Source organism: Methylobacter sp. (genome assembly GCF_023227905.1).
In the GTDB taxonomy this organism is placed as follows: Bacteria; Pseudomonadota; Gammaproteobacteria; order Methylococcales; family Methylomonadaceae; genus Methylobacter_A.
In genome coordinates, this window is record NZ_JALOCF010000025.1 from 24,556 (window position 1) to 38,855 (window position 14,300).

Sequence of the window (14,300 nt, forward strand, 5' to 3'; positions counted from 1 at the left end):
TCCAGCCCGATGTTCGCGCGGATTATTGTCGGATGTTTTGGATATTGTGCGTGGGAATGGCCGATTGCGTATGGAAATCGTCCTAAAGCGCTAATGCGAAATAAAATGAATTTAAGCCATAAAAACTTTCATTGTTTCCGAGATTTGTTGCTGGGCATCTTGTATTACCTGCAAAGACATTTCCGGCGTTAACTGTTGATTATCCAGTTTCTGAAAGACGGGTAAGGTGCTGATCAAGGGCAGTTTAGTGTCGCTGAAACTATTTAAAAGGTGATGGTATTTAGCTAACAGTACAATATCATTAAGATCGAGGCCTTTGCCGTTATCTGCAAACCAGTTTGTGGCTTGTAAAGGAATCTGTTTTAACTTATCCGGAACTCCCCATTTTTCCAGAATAATCGTGCCAATTTGGCCTTGCATTTCATTGATGCAAATATCGATGTCAATTGATTGATAAGTATGTTCCGGCAAACTATCGGCAAAAACCAGTATGGGTAGCGCGCCGATATTATGCAACAGCCCTGCGAGCAAGGCTTCATTAGGGTCCACTTTTTTAGTCAGTTGAGCCAGAATACAGCTGATGCTGGAAACTTTTATGCTTTGCATCCAGGTATCCTGGATATGCTTTTTTATAAGGGGGGTTTCACACTTTATCAGGTTTTTCATGCTGAAAGCGGTCACCAGGTTGCGAGTGGTTTGTAACCCCAGCCGGTTAATGGCATCAAAACTACTGGTGATCGGATCAGGCAAACGATAAATCGGGCTGTTAACGACTTGTATCAGTTTTGCCGCAATTACAGGGTCCAGATTAATGATTTTGGTGATTGCCTTAATATCACAGCCTTGCTGAACGGCTTGGTTAAACTTTATTGTAGTATTGGGAAGGTTAGGCGTCTTAAGATCGCCCTGTATTAAGTTTTCATAAAAGCTGTTAAAAAATGAATTGTTTCCAAGATGCTTAGGAATATTCAGCTTATTTTCAAATGAAGTAACAGGGCGCTCCATCAGCAGGGCCGACAGAGAAATATAAATTACCGTTACATCGGTTTTTGCTATTGCTGTCATGCAATGCTGTTTACCAGCAGACAAGGGATATAAGGCTTTAAAGGAACCGGCAACTATTTCTTGTATTGAACCATTATTAGACTCCATGTAGACGTAACCTTTAACAATATATATTAAGGAGTCTGATTCTGTCCCTCTATTAAATATGATCGAACCGGGCAAGAAGTTAGCAGCGGTAATCTGTAATTTCTGGATATCCTTTCCATCTAATAATTGTGAAACAGGGATCAATTTATTTAAAAACGAAACAGGAATATTAACGACTTTTCTTATGGGTAAGGGTTTATTGCTAATCTCCGGTTTAAACTTTTTTTCTATATTATTGTCAAATGCTTGAGCGGGTTTTTTCCTGAAAAGATTCCAAAACATAATTATTAAACTCCAGCAAATCGACAAAATAGATGCAACAAACCTTAACAGAATCGAATGTTTTAATCTCGCGCTCTCAAGACAAAATTAGAAAGCTCAAATAAAAACAGTCAACCATAACAGTTGGCAATATATGGTTGACGTTAGGATAGTGAGCCGGGATTTCGGGGTCAATAAGTACGATTACATATTCGCCGGGCTTTTAAATTGCAGTATTTGCAGAAGATTAAGTCTGGTGTATGAGCGGTTAATTGAGATATTCAGCGCATAATGTTGCCGAATTTGGGAGCATGCCCTGTCAGGCAAACAAGGTTTATCCGGCGGGAATGTAGGAGATGTTTTCTATAGTTGTTCCGATATTGACAGAGGCGAGGGCTAAGAATGTGCCAAGAAGATGGGCTGACATATTGACTCGCTTCACTGTATTCAGCACATCCTGTGAAAGTTTTAAAACAAAACGGTCCAGCCGCTAAGCGCTTGTTCTTTGGTATAGCACACGCCGTGGTGTTTAAGGCCTTGGATCAAGCAGGGTAATGATACCGCCGCCGTTGCTTAACGGGCTCCTTGTCCATCCAAGGTGACTACACCGGTCGCGCCCGGTTTAAGTATCAGGCTTTGAATAACAGAGCGTTTTTATTTTTATCCGCAATAGACCAACCTGATAAATTCACTTCGTTCATTATCAACAAATAACTATTAGTATGACCACTGGCTGTTACATGAAGCGCCCGGCAGTATGTACGGAGAATGGGTAACCTGAAAGTCTATCGGTTAATCGATTTTCAACACTTTGGCGCCGCGAATTTTGCCCGTCTTCATTTCCATCAACGCTTCGTTTGCCTGTTCCAATGCAAATACCTGAATTTCAGGCTGGAGATTCATTTCAGCCGCCAAGCTCAAAAATTCCTTTACATCGTTTCGGGTAATATTGGCGACGCTCTTTAGCTCTTTTTCCTGCCAAAGATGAAAAGGATAATCCAGGTTCAGCAGGCTGCGTTTGTCGCCTTCCTTGCGAATCGCGTTGATCACCAGCCTGCCGCCGGATTCCAGGTTTGCCAGTGCTTCAACAACAGGTTCCCAGGCCGGAGAGGTATCGATGATGCTGTCCAGTTTATAAGGCGCTCGTTCAATGGTATCTCCTGTCCATACCGCGCCCAGTTCTTCGGCAAACGATCTTTCCTTTGCGCTTCGGGCAAAAACATAAACCTCGCAACTCGGATATCGGTACTGAACCATTTTTAACACCAGATGCGCCGATGCGCCAAAGCCGGTCAGTCCCAGTCGTTGTCCATCCTTTAGGCCTGTCAAGCGCAGCGAGCGATAGCCGATGGCACCGGCGCAAAGTAAAGGGGCGGCTTGCAGGTCGGAGAAAGTTTCCGGAATCGGGTAAGTGAACGTTTCCGTAACAGTCATGTATTGGGCATAGCCGCCATTGGCGTCTCGGCCTGTCGCCGCGAAACGCGGGCACAGGTTTTCAAAACCTGCCAGGCAAAACTTACAGACGCCGCAAGCAGAAAAAATCCACGCAACGCCCACTCTGTCACCTAATTTAACAGTGCCGACCTTGCTGCCGACGGCTTCGACGCATCCTACCACTTGATGTCCGGGGATTATCGGTAAGTGAGGCGAAGCGCGCCCTTCAATTTCGTCCAATTCGGTATGACAAATCCCGCAGGCTAAAACTTTCAGCAGGACTTCCCGCTCACCGGGAACCGGAGCCGGCAGATCCATCAATTTCAGCGGCATGGAGTATTCTTGCAAGTTACAGAGCGCTTTCAATACCATAGCTTTCATGAGCATCACTCCATAAGCAGCCACTTAAGCGGGAAATTCAGGTGTAAACAGATTGAGCTGTTATCCGGAATTATATGGCCCAGTTGCCGGAAACAGGACGATTTATACGGATCTTGTTCCGCGGCTTTATGGCTGTCGGTTTTCATTTCATCCATTCACTCGCAAGCGACCGGCCGGTGCCTTGCGTCGTTTGATTCTGCTACGGCTTCTTGCGCAAAGCTATAAGTAATAGCACCGATTGAAACTTCCTCGGAGCCATGTTCGAATCATGAGCAGTGTTGCTGGAAATAACTGTCCATGCCGTGAATTGTTATAGAGCGTTGTCACGGATAGCCGCGAGAACGATAACCCCCGGGAGCACAACTAATGAGCGATCTGCAACGCATGTTGGACGATATTAAAACGGAAGTTAACCTGACCCGGCATTTGATCGGAAAGAACGCCTTGGACGACAGGGTCATGGCTGCCATGAAACAAGTGCCTCGACATAAGTTTTTGCCTCCGAATGTTCGCTTTCTTGCCTACGATAACGGCCCGGCCCCCATCGGCGCGGGACAGACCATTTCCCAGCCGTATATCGTTGCCTTGATGACCGACTTATTGAACACTAAACCTACCGATACCATTTTGGAAGTCGGCACCGGTTCCGGCTATCAGGCCGCTATTCTTTCAAAACTGGTTCAGCAGGTTTACTCGCTTGAAATAATAGAAGAGCTGGCTATCGAGGCGCACCGCCAACTCAAAAAAATGGGCTATAACAATGTGGAGATTAAAACCGGCGACGGCAGTTTGGGTTGGCCGGAACATGCGCCCTTTGACGGCATCATAGTCACCGCCGCCGCACCTCATATTCCCCAGCCCCTTATTGATCAATTGCGCGCGGGCGCTCGCTTGGTCATTCCGGTCGGTTTGCCGTACAACTATCAGGAATTGATGGTTGTAGAAAAAAAGGCCAACGGAAAAATTGACGCCCGTAGTGTTCTGGGTGTCAGTTTTGTACCACTGACCAGCAGCTCTTATACGGAAACAACCTGCAAAGACTCGGACTTAGGCGACAGGCACTATGAGTAATCATGATGTAAAAGATTTGTCCCTGGCCGATCAAGGGCGCGAGCGCATTGACTGGGCGCTGACTGAAATGCCGGTGCTGAGCGCCATTCATGGCCGTTTTGCCGAACAGCAGCCCTTGGCAGGAGCGCGGATCAGCGGCTGCTTGCATATCACCACGGAAACCGCCAACTTGGCCCGCACTCTGAAAGCGGGCGGCGCGGAGCTGGTTTTATGCGCCAGCAACCCGCTCAGCACTCAGGATGATGTGGCGGCCGCGCTAGTGCAGCATTACCGGATTCCCACGTTTGCCGTCCGCGGTGAAGACGGGGGCACTTATTACCGGCATATCGCCAAGGCGCTGGATCATCGGCCGCAACTGACCATGGATGACGGCGCCGACCTGGTCAGCGAATTGCACAAGAATCGCAGCGATGTGTTGCGCGATGTTATCGGCGGCACCGAAGAAACCACCACCGGCGTGATTCGCTTGCGCGCCATGGCGGCGGATCATGCGCTCAAATTTCCGGTGATTGCGGTCAACGACGCGATGACCAAACACCTGTTCGATAACCGCTACGGTACCGGCCAAAGCACGTTGGACGGTATTATTCGCGCCACCAATATATTGCTGGCCGGCAAAACCTTCACGGTTGCCGGTTACGGTTGGTGCGGCCGCGGTATTGCGATGCGCGCCAAGGGCCACGGCGCGCAAGTCATCATCACGGAAGTCGATCCGTTGCGGGCGCTGGAAGCCGCCATGGACGGTTTTCGCGTCATGCCGATGCACAAGGCCGCCGCCTGTTCGGATTTTATCGTTACCGCAACCGGCGACAAGCATGTGTTGGGGCAAACGCATTTTGCGATTATGAAAGACGGCTGCGTTATCGCCAATGCCGGGCATTTCAATGTTGAAATCGATATTCCGGAACTGGAAAGTCTGGCGATAAAAAAACACCGGCCGCGCCCCAGCGTCGAAGCCTATCAGCTTAAAGACGGGCGCACCATCCGGCTATTGGCCGAAGGGCGGCTGGTCAACCTGGCCGCAGCGGAAGGCCATCCGGCAACCGTCATGGACATGAGTTTTGCCAACCAGGCTTTGAGCATTGCCTATTTATGGGAGCAGGGGGGCGATCTGGACAACACCGTGCATCCGGTGCCGACCGATATCGATCAGCAGATTGCCGCAATGAAGCTGGCGGCGATGGGGCTCAGTATCGACAGTTTAACCCCGGAACAGCAAGCTTATCTGTCATCATGGAAAGAGGGTACATGAAACATTTATCGTCCTTTCTGAGCCGATAGGAAAAAGCACCGTAGGGTACGCATCGCGTACCTTTTGGGGATTTGATTCGGTTGAAAACGGTACGCGATGCGTACCCTACCGGCCTGTAGCAAACAATTGAGCTTATCCAAGAACGCAGCATGATGGCTCATTGCCATTGAATTTATTACATTGATCCGGAGAACGACAATGACTGAAACAAACCAACAACAAGATGTTACCGATGCCGTTCGGGAAGTGGTTAGCTCGGGAACAGATATTCGTCAGCAAGTTAAGGACATAACCCTGCAAGCACTGACCAGAGGGCGATTGGATATGGAAAATATCCGAAATGTGACTAAAGCGGTCGTTCAAGGCATTGATGAGGGTATAGCCGGCCGGGATGAGCATGCTGCCGAGGCTTTCGTGCATGCGGCCAATGCATTGGATGATGCGTTGGCGGTTGCGACGGAAGCCTCGACGCTGGCTATTCAGGAGGCGGCATACAAGGCGTCTTCCCAGCATGATTTTAATGAAGCCATCAAAGACATACGGAACATGGAAGGCTTGTTTATCGATACGCTGGAGAAACTCGCCAAAGGCAGTACTCAGGCTGTTGCCGACATTGTTAACGACTTTGTTGCCCACGCCCAGAAAAGCGGCACGGCAGTCGGCAAGCAATCCTTTAAAGCCCTGAATGCGCTTGCGGACTTGCCGAAGATCAGTGCGGATCTCATTATTTCGAGTACGGCTGCCACAGCGTCCGCTTTAGCGGAAATAGGCAGCGGTATTCTCATGGGCATTGCAGAAAGCCTACAGCCGTCTCATTCCAAAAAATAAGCTCAGCAGCGCAACATGCTGTGGGAAATGTTAAATGCAGTCAAGGACCTGGGCAGGGCTCATGATATTGCATCGGTATTAATCCGCTATGGCTTCGGCAGCTTTGTTCGCGGTTTGGGAATGGGCAAGGCGATAGAACGCGCCGGTAAGGCGTTGCGCTGGGAACATGTTGAAGAGTATGTGAAACTTGATACGCCGCAACGCATACGCCATGTTCTGGAAGAGTTGGGGCCCACTTTCATCAAATTGGGACAAATCCTTGCGACACGCGTTGATTTATTTTCTCCGCAATATATAGCCGAGTTTGAAAAGCTTCAGGATCAGGTGCCGCCGATGGCCTTTGAGGAACTGCTCCCCCAGTTGGAAGAAGATCTTGGCGGCACTATTGATGAATTTTTTACGGAAGTCGAAAGCTCCCCACTCGCCGCCGCTTCTATTGCCCAGGTTCATAAAGCCGTACTCAAGGATGGAACGCCGGTTATTTTAAAAATTCGCAGGCCCGGATTGCGTAAACTCATTGAAGCCGATTTGCGCCTTATACAGCGCATTGTCGATATTGCCGAATCTGAATCGACGGAAATTCGAAGATTTCACCCTAAAGAAGTCCTGCGCCAGTTTAACCAGTCCTTACGCCGGGAGCTTGATCTGGCCGCCGAGTGCAGGAATGCGGAGCGGATAGCCGTCAATTTAGCCTATGACCTTAATATCAGGATTCCCCACGTTTATTGGCAATGGACCTGCGAAAGGCTCAACGTGCAGGAGTATATTCAGGGCATTCAGGGCAGGGATCTTGCGGCCGTGGAACAAGCCGGTCTGGACAGAAATCTGTTAGCCGAACGCGGCACCGGGGCGGTCATGAAGATGATTATGGAAGACGGTTTTTTTCATGCCGACCCGCATGCCGGCAACGTGTTTTATTTGCAGGATAATAAACTGGCCTTTATCGATTTCGGTATGGTTGGCCGTTTAACTGAAGATCGCAGGGAGCAGGTGGTCAGCTTGCTGTACGGCATGACCAACCATCTGCCAAACAAAGTGGCGGAGATACTTGAAGATTGGTCGGAAAATATTTATACCGATGAGCAAATGCTGACTATCGACCTTGAGACTTTCGTTGACCAATATAGCTCACTGGCATTAAAGGACTTAAGCCTTACCGCCATGATGAGCGATCTGATGACAATATTAAGAGATCATAAATTGATACTGCCTGCCGATCTGACCTTGTTAATTAAAACTTATATCACTATGGATGGCCTGGGCAGGCATCTTAACCCGGAATTCAATACCCTGGTTTTTACCGCCCCTTATATCCAAAAAGTCATGGAGGAGCGCTACAGGCCGGAAGCTATCGCCCGGCGCGGATGGCGCAACCTGATCACCGTTAGCGACCTTTTATCCAGCTTGCCTAAAGACCTGCGTAAACTGTTGCGCGCATCAAGGAAGGGGGCCTTTCAGATTGATATTAACGTCAAGCGTCTAGGCGTGTATGTTAATCATATCGATAACGCGATTAGCCGGTTAACCATGGGTATAGTGACAGCCGCACTTATTATCGGCTCTTCCATTATTATGACGGTAGAGGGCGGGCCGGAATTATTCGGCTTACCGGCATTCGGCTTTCTGGGATACGCTTTTGCCACTGTAGCTGGCATATGGTTATTGCATTCTATTTGGAAAGGCGGGCAATAACGATACGGGTTTAATTTACAGCCCAATGCTTCCCGCTTTTCATGGATAACGACAGGGAACTGCTTTAATATCCCCGTCCTAAGCTTTTAACTTCCACTAATACGCCATTTTCAAAACGAAGGTATTGCTGGAAACGGGAAGGGCCGAGATTGTAAATCCACTCTTCTACCCGGATCTCTATATATTCTGTCGTATCAAGGGTTCTAAAAGGGAAACGTAACGTCCTGCTGACTACTTCGGTGTGAGTTTGAATTGAGTCCGGTTCCCCGCATTGGGCAATGACCTCTTCTATATAATCGCCCTCAACAACCAGATTGCGTCCGCACCTCATCGCATAGGCGCTATTCAAGCAACATAAACTTAAAACTATGACCCCTATAATGTTATTTTTCATAGCGTAAACCTTAAGAAAAAGTCCTAAATTAGTCAGTCATCAAAATAATCCGGCATCAGTTCGGCATCGGGTGGTGGAAAGGCAGGCCGGGAATTCATTCTATATGGAAACCGTGATGTCGGACATAAAAAGCATGCCTGACCTACAGGGCTTGATCAAGATGCTTTGACGAGGTATTTTCTTTATAGCTCGCAGGCCGGGGCGGCAGCATAAATCCGCCACGGTCGGTCCATGAAGCGATAGCGGTACTTTGAGGATTTTATGTCAGATATTTGTGCGGAAAACTGGATGGACCTTCATAAAGTGCTTTATGACCTTCCCCCTAATGAAGATACGCATAGGCGGTATCGATCGAATTATGTTTATCGAGGCATGGCGGACAGCAGCTGGGGGCTTGAAACCAGCCTTTACCGAATGGGGAGCGCGTTTGAAAGTGTAGAAGGCCCCTTGCTCAGAAGTTTCAAGAAATATGCGGAAACGGGGTCCATTCCAGGAGAGTCTCTATGGATACGGCTCTCGGTAGCGCAACATCACGGGCTTCCTACCCGATTATTGGATTGGACCTTGGCTCCGAAGGTTGCGCTGCATTTTGCTACCGCTGAAGAAAATTTCTACGATAAGGATGCCGCTATATGGAGAATCAATATACTCGAAGTTAAAAAGCTTCTTCCGGATAAACTTAAGGAAGTGCTAGATAATTCGTGCGCAGATTTGTTTTCTGTAGAAATGCTGGAAGATAATATTAGAACCCTGAACAAACTTGATACATGGCGGCCTGACGAACCCTTTATATTATTTTTCGAACCGCCGTCATTGGATGCCCGCATCATTAACCAAGGGGCGATTCTGTCGGTAATGTCAGATGCCAAATTGATATTAAGCGAATTTTTAAAAGAGCACTCTACGCTGTATGACCGGATAATTATCCCCAAAGAACTGAAGTGGGAGATTCGGGACAAGCTCGATCAAGATAACGTTACCGAACGCATGCTTTTTCCAGGGCTTGACGGTCTTTCACGCTGGCTAAAGCGATATTATGGCCCCGGACCGAACGCGTAATCGGGGTAGGCAACAGCTTTTCGCGGCTCCATCTTTCAAGGGCTGCGCTCCTGAAAAATAGAGTCTCCCACCAGCCTCCGCAACATACCGGCATTAACAGGCGCGGCGCATTCGGCGGTATTGTCGAAGTAAACATGTACGTCCTTGCCCTGTCTAACCCATTGGACAATGCGCTCGGCCCAATAGGCCAGTTCAGCGTCGCTGTAGGACGAGACATAGGTTTGTGTATGCCCATGCAAGCGAATGTAAACCAGGCTTGAGGTGATACGATCCCACATCGGCCAAGCCTCGGCATCCGACAGGCAAACCGCGATATTGGCTCGAGCCAGGCAAGCCGCCGTTTCATCATCAAACCAGGATTCGTGCCGGAACTCTATGCTGTGGCGCACCTCCGGCCATAGCTGCAAGGCGTCAATAAAACCTTTTAAACGGGCCAAATCCTTTTTCAACAGGCCGGGCAGTTGCCATAACACCACGGCCAGTTTGTTCCCGAGCGCGTTTGCATGATTTTTTTCGATCAGTATCGATGCCGCAGGATCAAGCAGTTTTTTGTTATGCGTTAAGTAGCGATTGGCTTTTAATGCGAACCTGAATGTTGCCGGGGTTGCATCAGACCATTTCTTAAACGTGTCGGGAGTCTGCAAATGATAAAAAGTGCCGTTAATTTCTACCGCCGAAAAGCGTTCAGCGTAGAATTTCAGCCAGTCTTTCCGGGCGATTCCGGCATAAAACAGCTGTTGCCATTCAGGATAGCTCCAGCCGCTGGTGCCTATATGAAGTGAATGCATAACTAATCGAGCTAAAGTTTTTCCGGTATTTTGGAGTGCAGGCTTCGCCTGCTTTGCAAGCAAAGCTTGCACTCCGGCTTCAAACAAAATGGTAGGGTACGCATCGCGTACCTTTTGGGGATTTGATCCAGAAAATGGTACGCGATGCGTACCCTACGGTGTTTATTAGGGCTCGCTTTGTTCATCATGATTTGCGGTTAGCCAAGCCCTGTAGCTCAGCCGCCAAGTCGCGGCTCAGGCGATTGAGGCAGTCGTTGAGCGCTTCCACGATAATACGGTAGTCGGAGCTCGAAGCCGGCGCACGGTACGAAACTTGTCGATTCACTAATGCTCCGTCGCCGCGGGTTATCTGCCATTGCGCAGTCAAACCGGCCTGTCCTTGCGGGTCTGCATGAAACTCGAGAATATTGACGGATACCCGGAAATTCGTCCGCTCTGCCGTAGTTGAGGTGTTGGAAAAAAACACTTCCGCCGGTACCAGAACCGTAAGATTTTGAGCCAATACGCGGCCGATATTATGGTCCAATGGCTCGGCCCAACGGTTGAGTTCGCTCAGTTGATAGGCGTTTTTGCCGGTGGCTGTTACGATCTGGGGTCTGTCCACATAATGCGGTACGTGAACCGGCGAAAGAACAATAGCGGTTTTTTTGAAGGTTCCGGCTGGGCCTTTGTGCTCGAAGCCACTAATCGGCTCCAGCATATAAAATTGTGACGGAGACGTTTTCCCGCCTACGCAGGCCGCCAAAGACAGGATTAAAACAGACAGCAGCGGAATAAAAACGAGTCGGTTTACAAGCATGGTCAATCTCCTCTAGTCATCTTTTCCGGTAAGCACCGCTTCCGGATGGCGTTCCAGATAATCGGCCAGATTTCTGATCGAGCGAGCCGTATCTTTGAGCGCTTCCAGGGTCTCGGTTAAATCCGATTCAGGCCCGACTGCGCCGTCCAGTTTCGCCATCGAATCCTGCGATCTGTCAAGAGCGGCGGTTGCGGCTGTCAAGGTCTTGTCGGTGTTGGCGACGATGGGTTTGAAATCATTGATCAATGCGTTGGTGTTAACCATTGTTTTGTTGGTATTGGTCAGCAAGGGTTCCAGATTATGATTAAGCGTCTTTACCGTTTTCTCCATTTCATTGAGGGTATTGGCCAAGGCAACTTTGGACTTTTTGATATCTTCGGAAGTCAGAAAGGTTTTGATTTCGCGCAAACTGGCTGATAAATCCTGGACCATGTCTTCCAGCGGCAGCTCGTTTATTTTCTTTGCCACTTCTTCGGCCGTATTGCGGATTTCGTCGACGGTGGTCGGAATGGCGGGCAACTCCAGCAGGCCATGATATTCAAGGCCGGTAAACACAGGCGGCTTATCAGGATGCACATCGAAGTCGATGTAAAGCAAACCCGTCAACAGGCTTTGCATCTCGAGACGGGCGCGAAAGCCTGCGGCAACGAGCCTGTCCCGGTTTGCCTCCCGCTCTTTACGGTTCATGGCTCTGGGGAAAGCTGTGCCTTCCGAACTGGTTAAAACATTGCGATCGATCTCGATTGCTACCGGCTTATATACCTTGGTGGCTTTCGGATCAATCTGCAGAGCGATCTCCGTGACCTGGCCGACTTTGACGCCCTGCATTTTTACCGGCGCGCCGATTTCGAGCCCGTTGAGCGATGAATCAAAGAAGATCACGAAACGGACTTTATCGGCCTGTAAAAACCGTCCGCCGCCGAAGACGAAAAGCGCAACCAGCAAAAGCGCAATACCGCCGACCGTGAAACCGCCGATAGCGGTAGGACTGACAGGTTTACTCATAGCAATAGTGCTCCCTTCTAAACAGACTTGTTGGCATCGCTTTCGCCTCGGGTCAGAAATTGAATGATCTTGGCATCGCTGGATTCGGCCAACAGTTTTTTGGGCGAACCGGTCGCCAGCATGGTCTTGGTGTCGGGATCGAGGAAAACCGAATTGCTGCCGATAGCGAAAATGCTTGCCAGTTCGTGGGTGACGACAACAATGGTTGTGCCCAGCGTATCGCGCAGGCTGACAATCAGGTCATCAAGCAGCCTGGCGCTGACCGGATCAAGCCCGGCCGACGGCTCATCGAAGAACAGAATCTCGGGATCGAGCGCCATGGCTCGGGCCAGACCGGCGCGTTTTTGCATGCCGCCGCTGAGCTCGGACGGGTAATAATCCTCGAAACCTGCCAGACCGACCAAGGCGAGCTTGTAGGAGACGATGTCGGCGATTTCATAGCGGCTCAAACCGGTGAACTCGCCCAGCGGCAGGGCGATGTTTTCGGCCAGCGTCAGGGAACTGAACAAGGCCCCAGTCTGGTACAAAACCCCGATGCGCCGCATGATGCGGATGCGTTCCTCGTCGTTGGCGCGCCAGAAGTCCTGCCGTTCGTAAAACACATCGCCTTGGGCAGGGCGCTGCAAGCCGATCAGATGCTTGAGCAGCGTGCTTTTGCCGCAACCGCTGCCGCCCATGATGATGAAAATATCGCCATGCTCGATAGTAAAGTTCAAATCCCGCTGAAGCACAAAATCCCCGTAAGCCATGGTCAGGTTTGTGACGGTGATATGCGGCGTAGTCATATGCCGAGCCGGTCGCAAATTAAGGTAATCACCGAATCGGCGACCACGATGTAGACAATGCTGTTCACCACGGCCGCCGTTGCGGCATCGCCGACAGCCGAAGCGCTGCGTCCGCACTGCATGCCGCGCATGCAGCCGGCTGTCGCGATCAGCGCCGCAAACACCAGGCTTTTGAACAGGCCGATGCTGAAATCGGTCAGGTCCACGGCTTTTTGGGTTTCATTGTAGTACTGGATCAGGGACACATCGAACGCGCTGACCGTGACCAGCGCCCCGCCCAGCATGCCCATCAGGTCGGCATAAAGGCAAAGCAGCGGCATCATCAGGATTAACGCCAGCATGCGAGGCAACACCAAAAACTCCATCGGCGATATGCCCATGGTCTTGAGCGCGTCGATCTCGCTGTTGACGTTCATGGTGCCGAGCTGCGCGGCATAGGCGGCGCCGGTGCGACCGGACATGATCACGGCCGTCATCAGCGCGCCCATCTCCCGGACCGTGCCCAAACCGACCAGATCGGCGATATAAATCTGCGCCCCGAACATAGCCAGCTGTACGGCACCGACAAAAGCCAGAATCAGTCCCACCAGCAAGCTGATTAGCGTTACGATCGGCAGGGCAGAAGGGCCTGCGTCCTGTATGCATAAAAATAAATCAACACTACGGAAGCGCGCCTTGCCCCGGATCAGGGTTGCGAAAGCCAGTAGGGTCTCGCCGATAAAAGCGAGCAGCCCTTTTGCATCCTTAAGTCCGTTCATGACCGTCTTGCCAATTTCAGCCAGCGTCGATTTTTGTTGTGTTGCGCGTCGTGCACCAGCCCGTTCCGGCACGGCGCGCGCCAATTTGAGCAATGCCTGGATGCCTTCGGGCAGCCCGGACGCATCGACCTCGATATGCTGGGTTTGGCAATAATCGATGATCTTGAGAACATAAGCCGGCAATCGGCTATCCCATCCTGCAAGATCATGGGCTTGCAATAAAACAAGCTTTAGATTTTTAAAGGCGCTCAGTTCCGCGAGCACCTGCTCGACCGGCCTGATTGATGCGTCATTGCTCCAACTGCCGCTCAGCTTCATAGCCACAGTCGATTCGTCGACCGGTATGAAGCTGACTTGGCCCGATGCTGTTCCGGCAGTGTTCATGGCATTCTCCAGCAAGCCTTGCCGATAAGTGCAGGGTTTTTAAGTCGGCTTGTCTTCAACATAAATCGTTCCTTAACTGATGTTACATGCTGTCCACGAAAACCCAAAGTAGGCGCCTCTACGACTGCAAGGACAGGAAATGATCCAGTCATTTCTCTGCATCCCGGCAGTCGTCAGCAACCGGAACTGGCGTTATGCGGGAAATAGTCCGATCGGCAGACCTTCCAGGTTTTGAAAACCTGGAAGGTCTAATCGGC

The 14,300-nt window shown here is 50.2% G+C and carries 13 protein-coding genes; 5 read left to right on the plus strand and 8 right to left on the minus strand.

Features of this window, described 5'->3' with window-relative positions; genetic code table 11:
• Nucleotides 1-111: 111 nt before the first annotated feature.
• Both M0R47_RS11350 and M0R47_RS11355 read right to left on the minus strand, forming a co-directional pair.
• Nucleotides 112-1,461, minus strand: a complete 1,350-nt coding sequence (locus tag M0R47_RS11350; RefSeq protein WP_292554615.1) for an HDOD domain-containing protein — start codon at nucleotides 1,459-1,461, stop codon at nucleotides 112-114.
• Between the two features lie 744 nt (nucleotides 1,462-2,205).
• Nucleotides 2,206-3,228, minus strand: coding sequence for a zinc-dependent alcohol dehydrogenase family protein (locus M0R47_RS11355; protein WP_292554618.1), 1,023 nt, complete (start codon nucleotides 3,226-3,228; stop codon nucleotides 2,206-2,208).
• 366 nt (nucleotides 3,229-3,594) lie between these two features.
• Between M0R47_RS11355 and M0R47_RS11360 the strand changes: the two genes are divergently transcribed.
• From M0R47_RS11360 to M0R47_RS11375, 4 genes are all read left to right on the plus strand, one after another.
• The gene (locus tag M0R47_RS11360; protein ID WP_292554621.1) at nucleotides 3,595-4,299 is read left to right on the plus strand and encodes a protein-L-isoaspartate(D-aspartate) O-methyltransferase; all 705 of its coding nucleotides are present in this window, start codon (nucleotides 3,595-3,597) and stop codon (nucleotides 4,297-4,299) included.
• The gene (ahcY, locus tag M0R47_RS11365) at nucleotides 4,292-5,551 is read left to right on the plus strand and encodes an adenosylhomocysteinase (protein ID WP_292554624.1); all 1,260 of its coding nucleotides are present in this window, start codon (nucleotides 4,292-4,294) and stop codon (nucleotides 5,549-5,551) included. Before M0R47_RS11360 ends, ahcY begins: the two co-directional genes overlap by 8 nt.
• A 198-nt stretch (nucleotides 5,552-5,749) precedes the next feature.
• Nucleotides 5,750-6,379: a DUF6781 family protein gene (locus M0R47_RS11370; protein ID WP_292554627.1), complete on the plus strand. Its 630-nt coding sequence runs from the start codon at nucleotides 5,750-5,752 to the stop codon at nucleotides 6,377-6,379.
• A gap of 15 nt (nucleotides 6,380-6,394) precedes the next feature.
• Complete coding sequence (locus tag M0R47_RS11375; RefSeq protein ID WP_292554630.1) at nucleotides 6,395-8,071, plus strand: AarF/UbiB family protein; 1,677 nt, start codon at nucleotides 6,395-6,397, stop codon at nucleotides 8,069-8,071.
• 64 nt (nucleotides 8,072-8,135) lie between these two features.
• Here M0R47_RS11375 and M0R47_RS11380 read toward each other — a convergent pair whose 3' ends face one another.
• Nucleotides 8,136-8,465, minus strand: coding sequence for a DUF2845 domain-containing protein (locus M0R47_RS11380; protein WP_292554634.1), 330 nt, complete (start codon nucleotides 8,463-8,465; stop codon nucleotides 8,136-8,138).
• 261 nt (nucleotides 8,466-8,726) lie between these two features.
• Between M0R47_RS11380 and M0R47_RS11385 the strand changes: the two genes are divergently transcribed.
• Nucleotides 8,727-9,524, plus strand: a complete 798-nt coding sequence (locus tag M0R47_RS11385) for an FRG domain-containing protein (RefSeq protein ID WP_292554637.1) — start codon at nucleotides 8,727-8,729, stop codon at nucleotides 9,522-9,524.
• Between the two features lie 35 nt (nucleotides 9,525-9,559).
• Here the strand turns inward: M0R47_RS11385 and M0R47_RS11390 are convergent, their stop codons facing one another.
• From M0R47_RS11390 to M0R47_RS11410, 5 genes are all read right to left on the minus strand, one after another.
• Nucleotides 9,560-10,312 carry a DUF72 domain-containing protein gene (locus M0R47_RS11390; protein ID WP_292554640.1) on the minus strand — a complete coding sequence of 251 codons (753 nt, stop codon included), beginning with the start codon at nucleotides 10,310-10,312 and terminating at the stop codon, nucleotides 9,560-9,562.
• Nucleotides 10,313-10,496: 184 nt separating this feature from the next.
• Nucleotides 10,497-11,111, minus strand: coding sequence for a PqiC family protein (locus M0R47_RS11395; protein ID WP_292554643.1), 615 nt, complete (start codon nucleotides 11,109-11,111; stop codon nucleotides 10,497-10,499).
• 12 nt (nucleotides 11,112-11,123) lie between these two features.
• A complete protein-coding gene (locus tag M0R47_RS11400; protein WP_292554646.1) occupies nucleotides 11,124-12,116 on the minus strand; it encodes an MlaD family protein in 993 nt (330 codons plus the stop codon).
• Between the two features lie 17 nt (nucleotides 12,117-12,133).
• Nucleotides 12,134-12,901: an ATP-binding cassette domain-containing protein gene (locus M0R47_RS11405; protein WP_292554650.1), complete on the minus strand. Its 768-nt coding sequence runs from the start codon at nucleotides 12,899-12,901 to the stop codon at nucleotides 12,134-12,136.
• The gene (locus M0R47_RS11410; protein WP_292554651.1) at nucleotides 12,898-14,043 is read right to left on the minus strand and encodes an ABC transporter permease; all 1,146 of its coding nucleotides are present in this window, start codon (nucleotides 14,041-14,043) and stop codon (nucleotides 12,898-12,900) included. The genes M0R47_RS11405 and M0R47_RS11410 overlap by 4 nt, the downstream gene beginning before the upstream one ends.
• Between the last annotated feature and the right edge of the window lie 257 nt (nucleotides 14,044-14,300).

Bases quoted from the DNA above. Each gene is read 5' to 3' on its own strand.
- M0R47_RS11355 (WP_292554618.1), bottom strand. From the start codon at position 3,228: ATGAAAGCTATGGTATTGAAAGCGCTCTGTAACTTGCAAGAATACTCC.
- M0R47_RS11360 (WP_292554621.1), top strand. From the start codon at position 3,595: ATGAGCGATCTGCAACGCATGTTGGACGATATTAAAACGGAAGTTAAC.
- ahcY (WP_292554624.1), top strand. From the start codon at position 4,292: ATGAGTAATCATGATGTAAAAGATTTGTCCCTGGCCGATCAAGGGCGC.
- M0R47_RS11370 (WP_292554627.1), top strand. From the start codon at position 5,750: ATGACTGAAACAAACCAACAACAAGATGTTACCGATGCCGTTCGGGAA.
- M0R47_RS11375 (WP_292554630.1), top strand. From the start codon at position 6,395: ATGCTGTGGGAAATGTTAAATGCAGTCAAGGACCTGGGCAGGGCTCAT.
- M0R47_RS11380 (WP_292554634.1), bottom strand. From the start codon at position 8,465: ATGAAAAATAACATTATAGGGGTCATAGTTTTAAGTTTATGTTGCTTG.
- M0R47_RS11385 (WP_292554637.1), top strand. From the start codon at position 8,727: ATGTCAGATATTTGTGCGGAAAACTGGATGGACCTTCATAAAGTGCTT.
- M0R47_RS11390 (WP_292554640.1), bottom strand. From the start codon at position 10,312: ATGCATTCACTTCATATAGGCACCAGCGGCTGGAGCTATCCTGAATGG.
- M0R47_RS11395 (WP_292554643.1), bottom strand. From the start codon at position 11,111: ATGCTTGTAAACCGACTCGTTTTTATTCCGCTGCTGTCTGTTTTAATC.
- M0R47_RS11400 (WP_292554646.1), bottom strand. From the start codon at position 12,116: ATGAGTAAACCTGTCAGTCCTACCGCTATCGGCGGTTTCACGGTCGGC.
- M0R47_RS11405 (WP_292554650.1), bottom strand. From the start codon at position 12,901: ATGACTACGCCGCATATCACCGTCACAAACCTGACCATGGCTTACGGG.
- M0R47_RS11410 (WP_292554651.1), bottom strand. From the start codon at position 14,043: ATGAACACTGCCGGAACAGCATCGGGCCAAGTCAGCTTCATACCGGTC.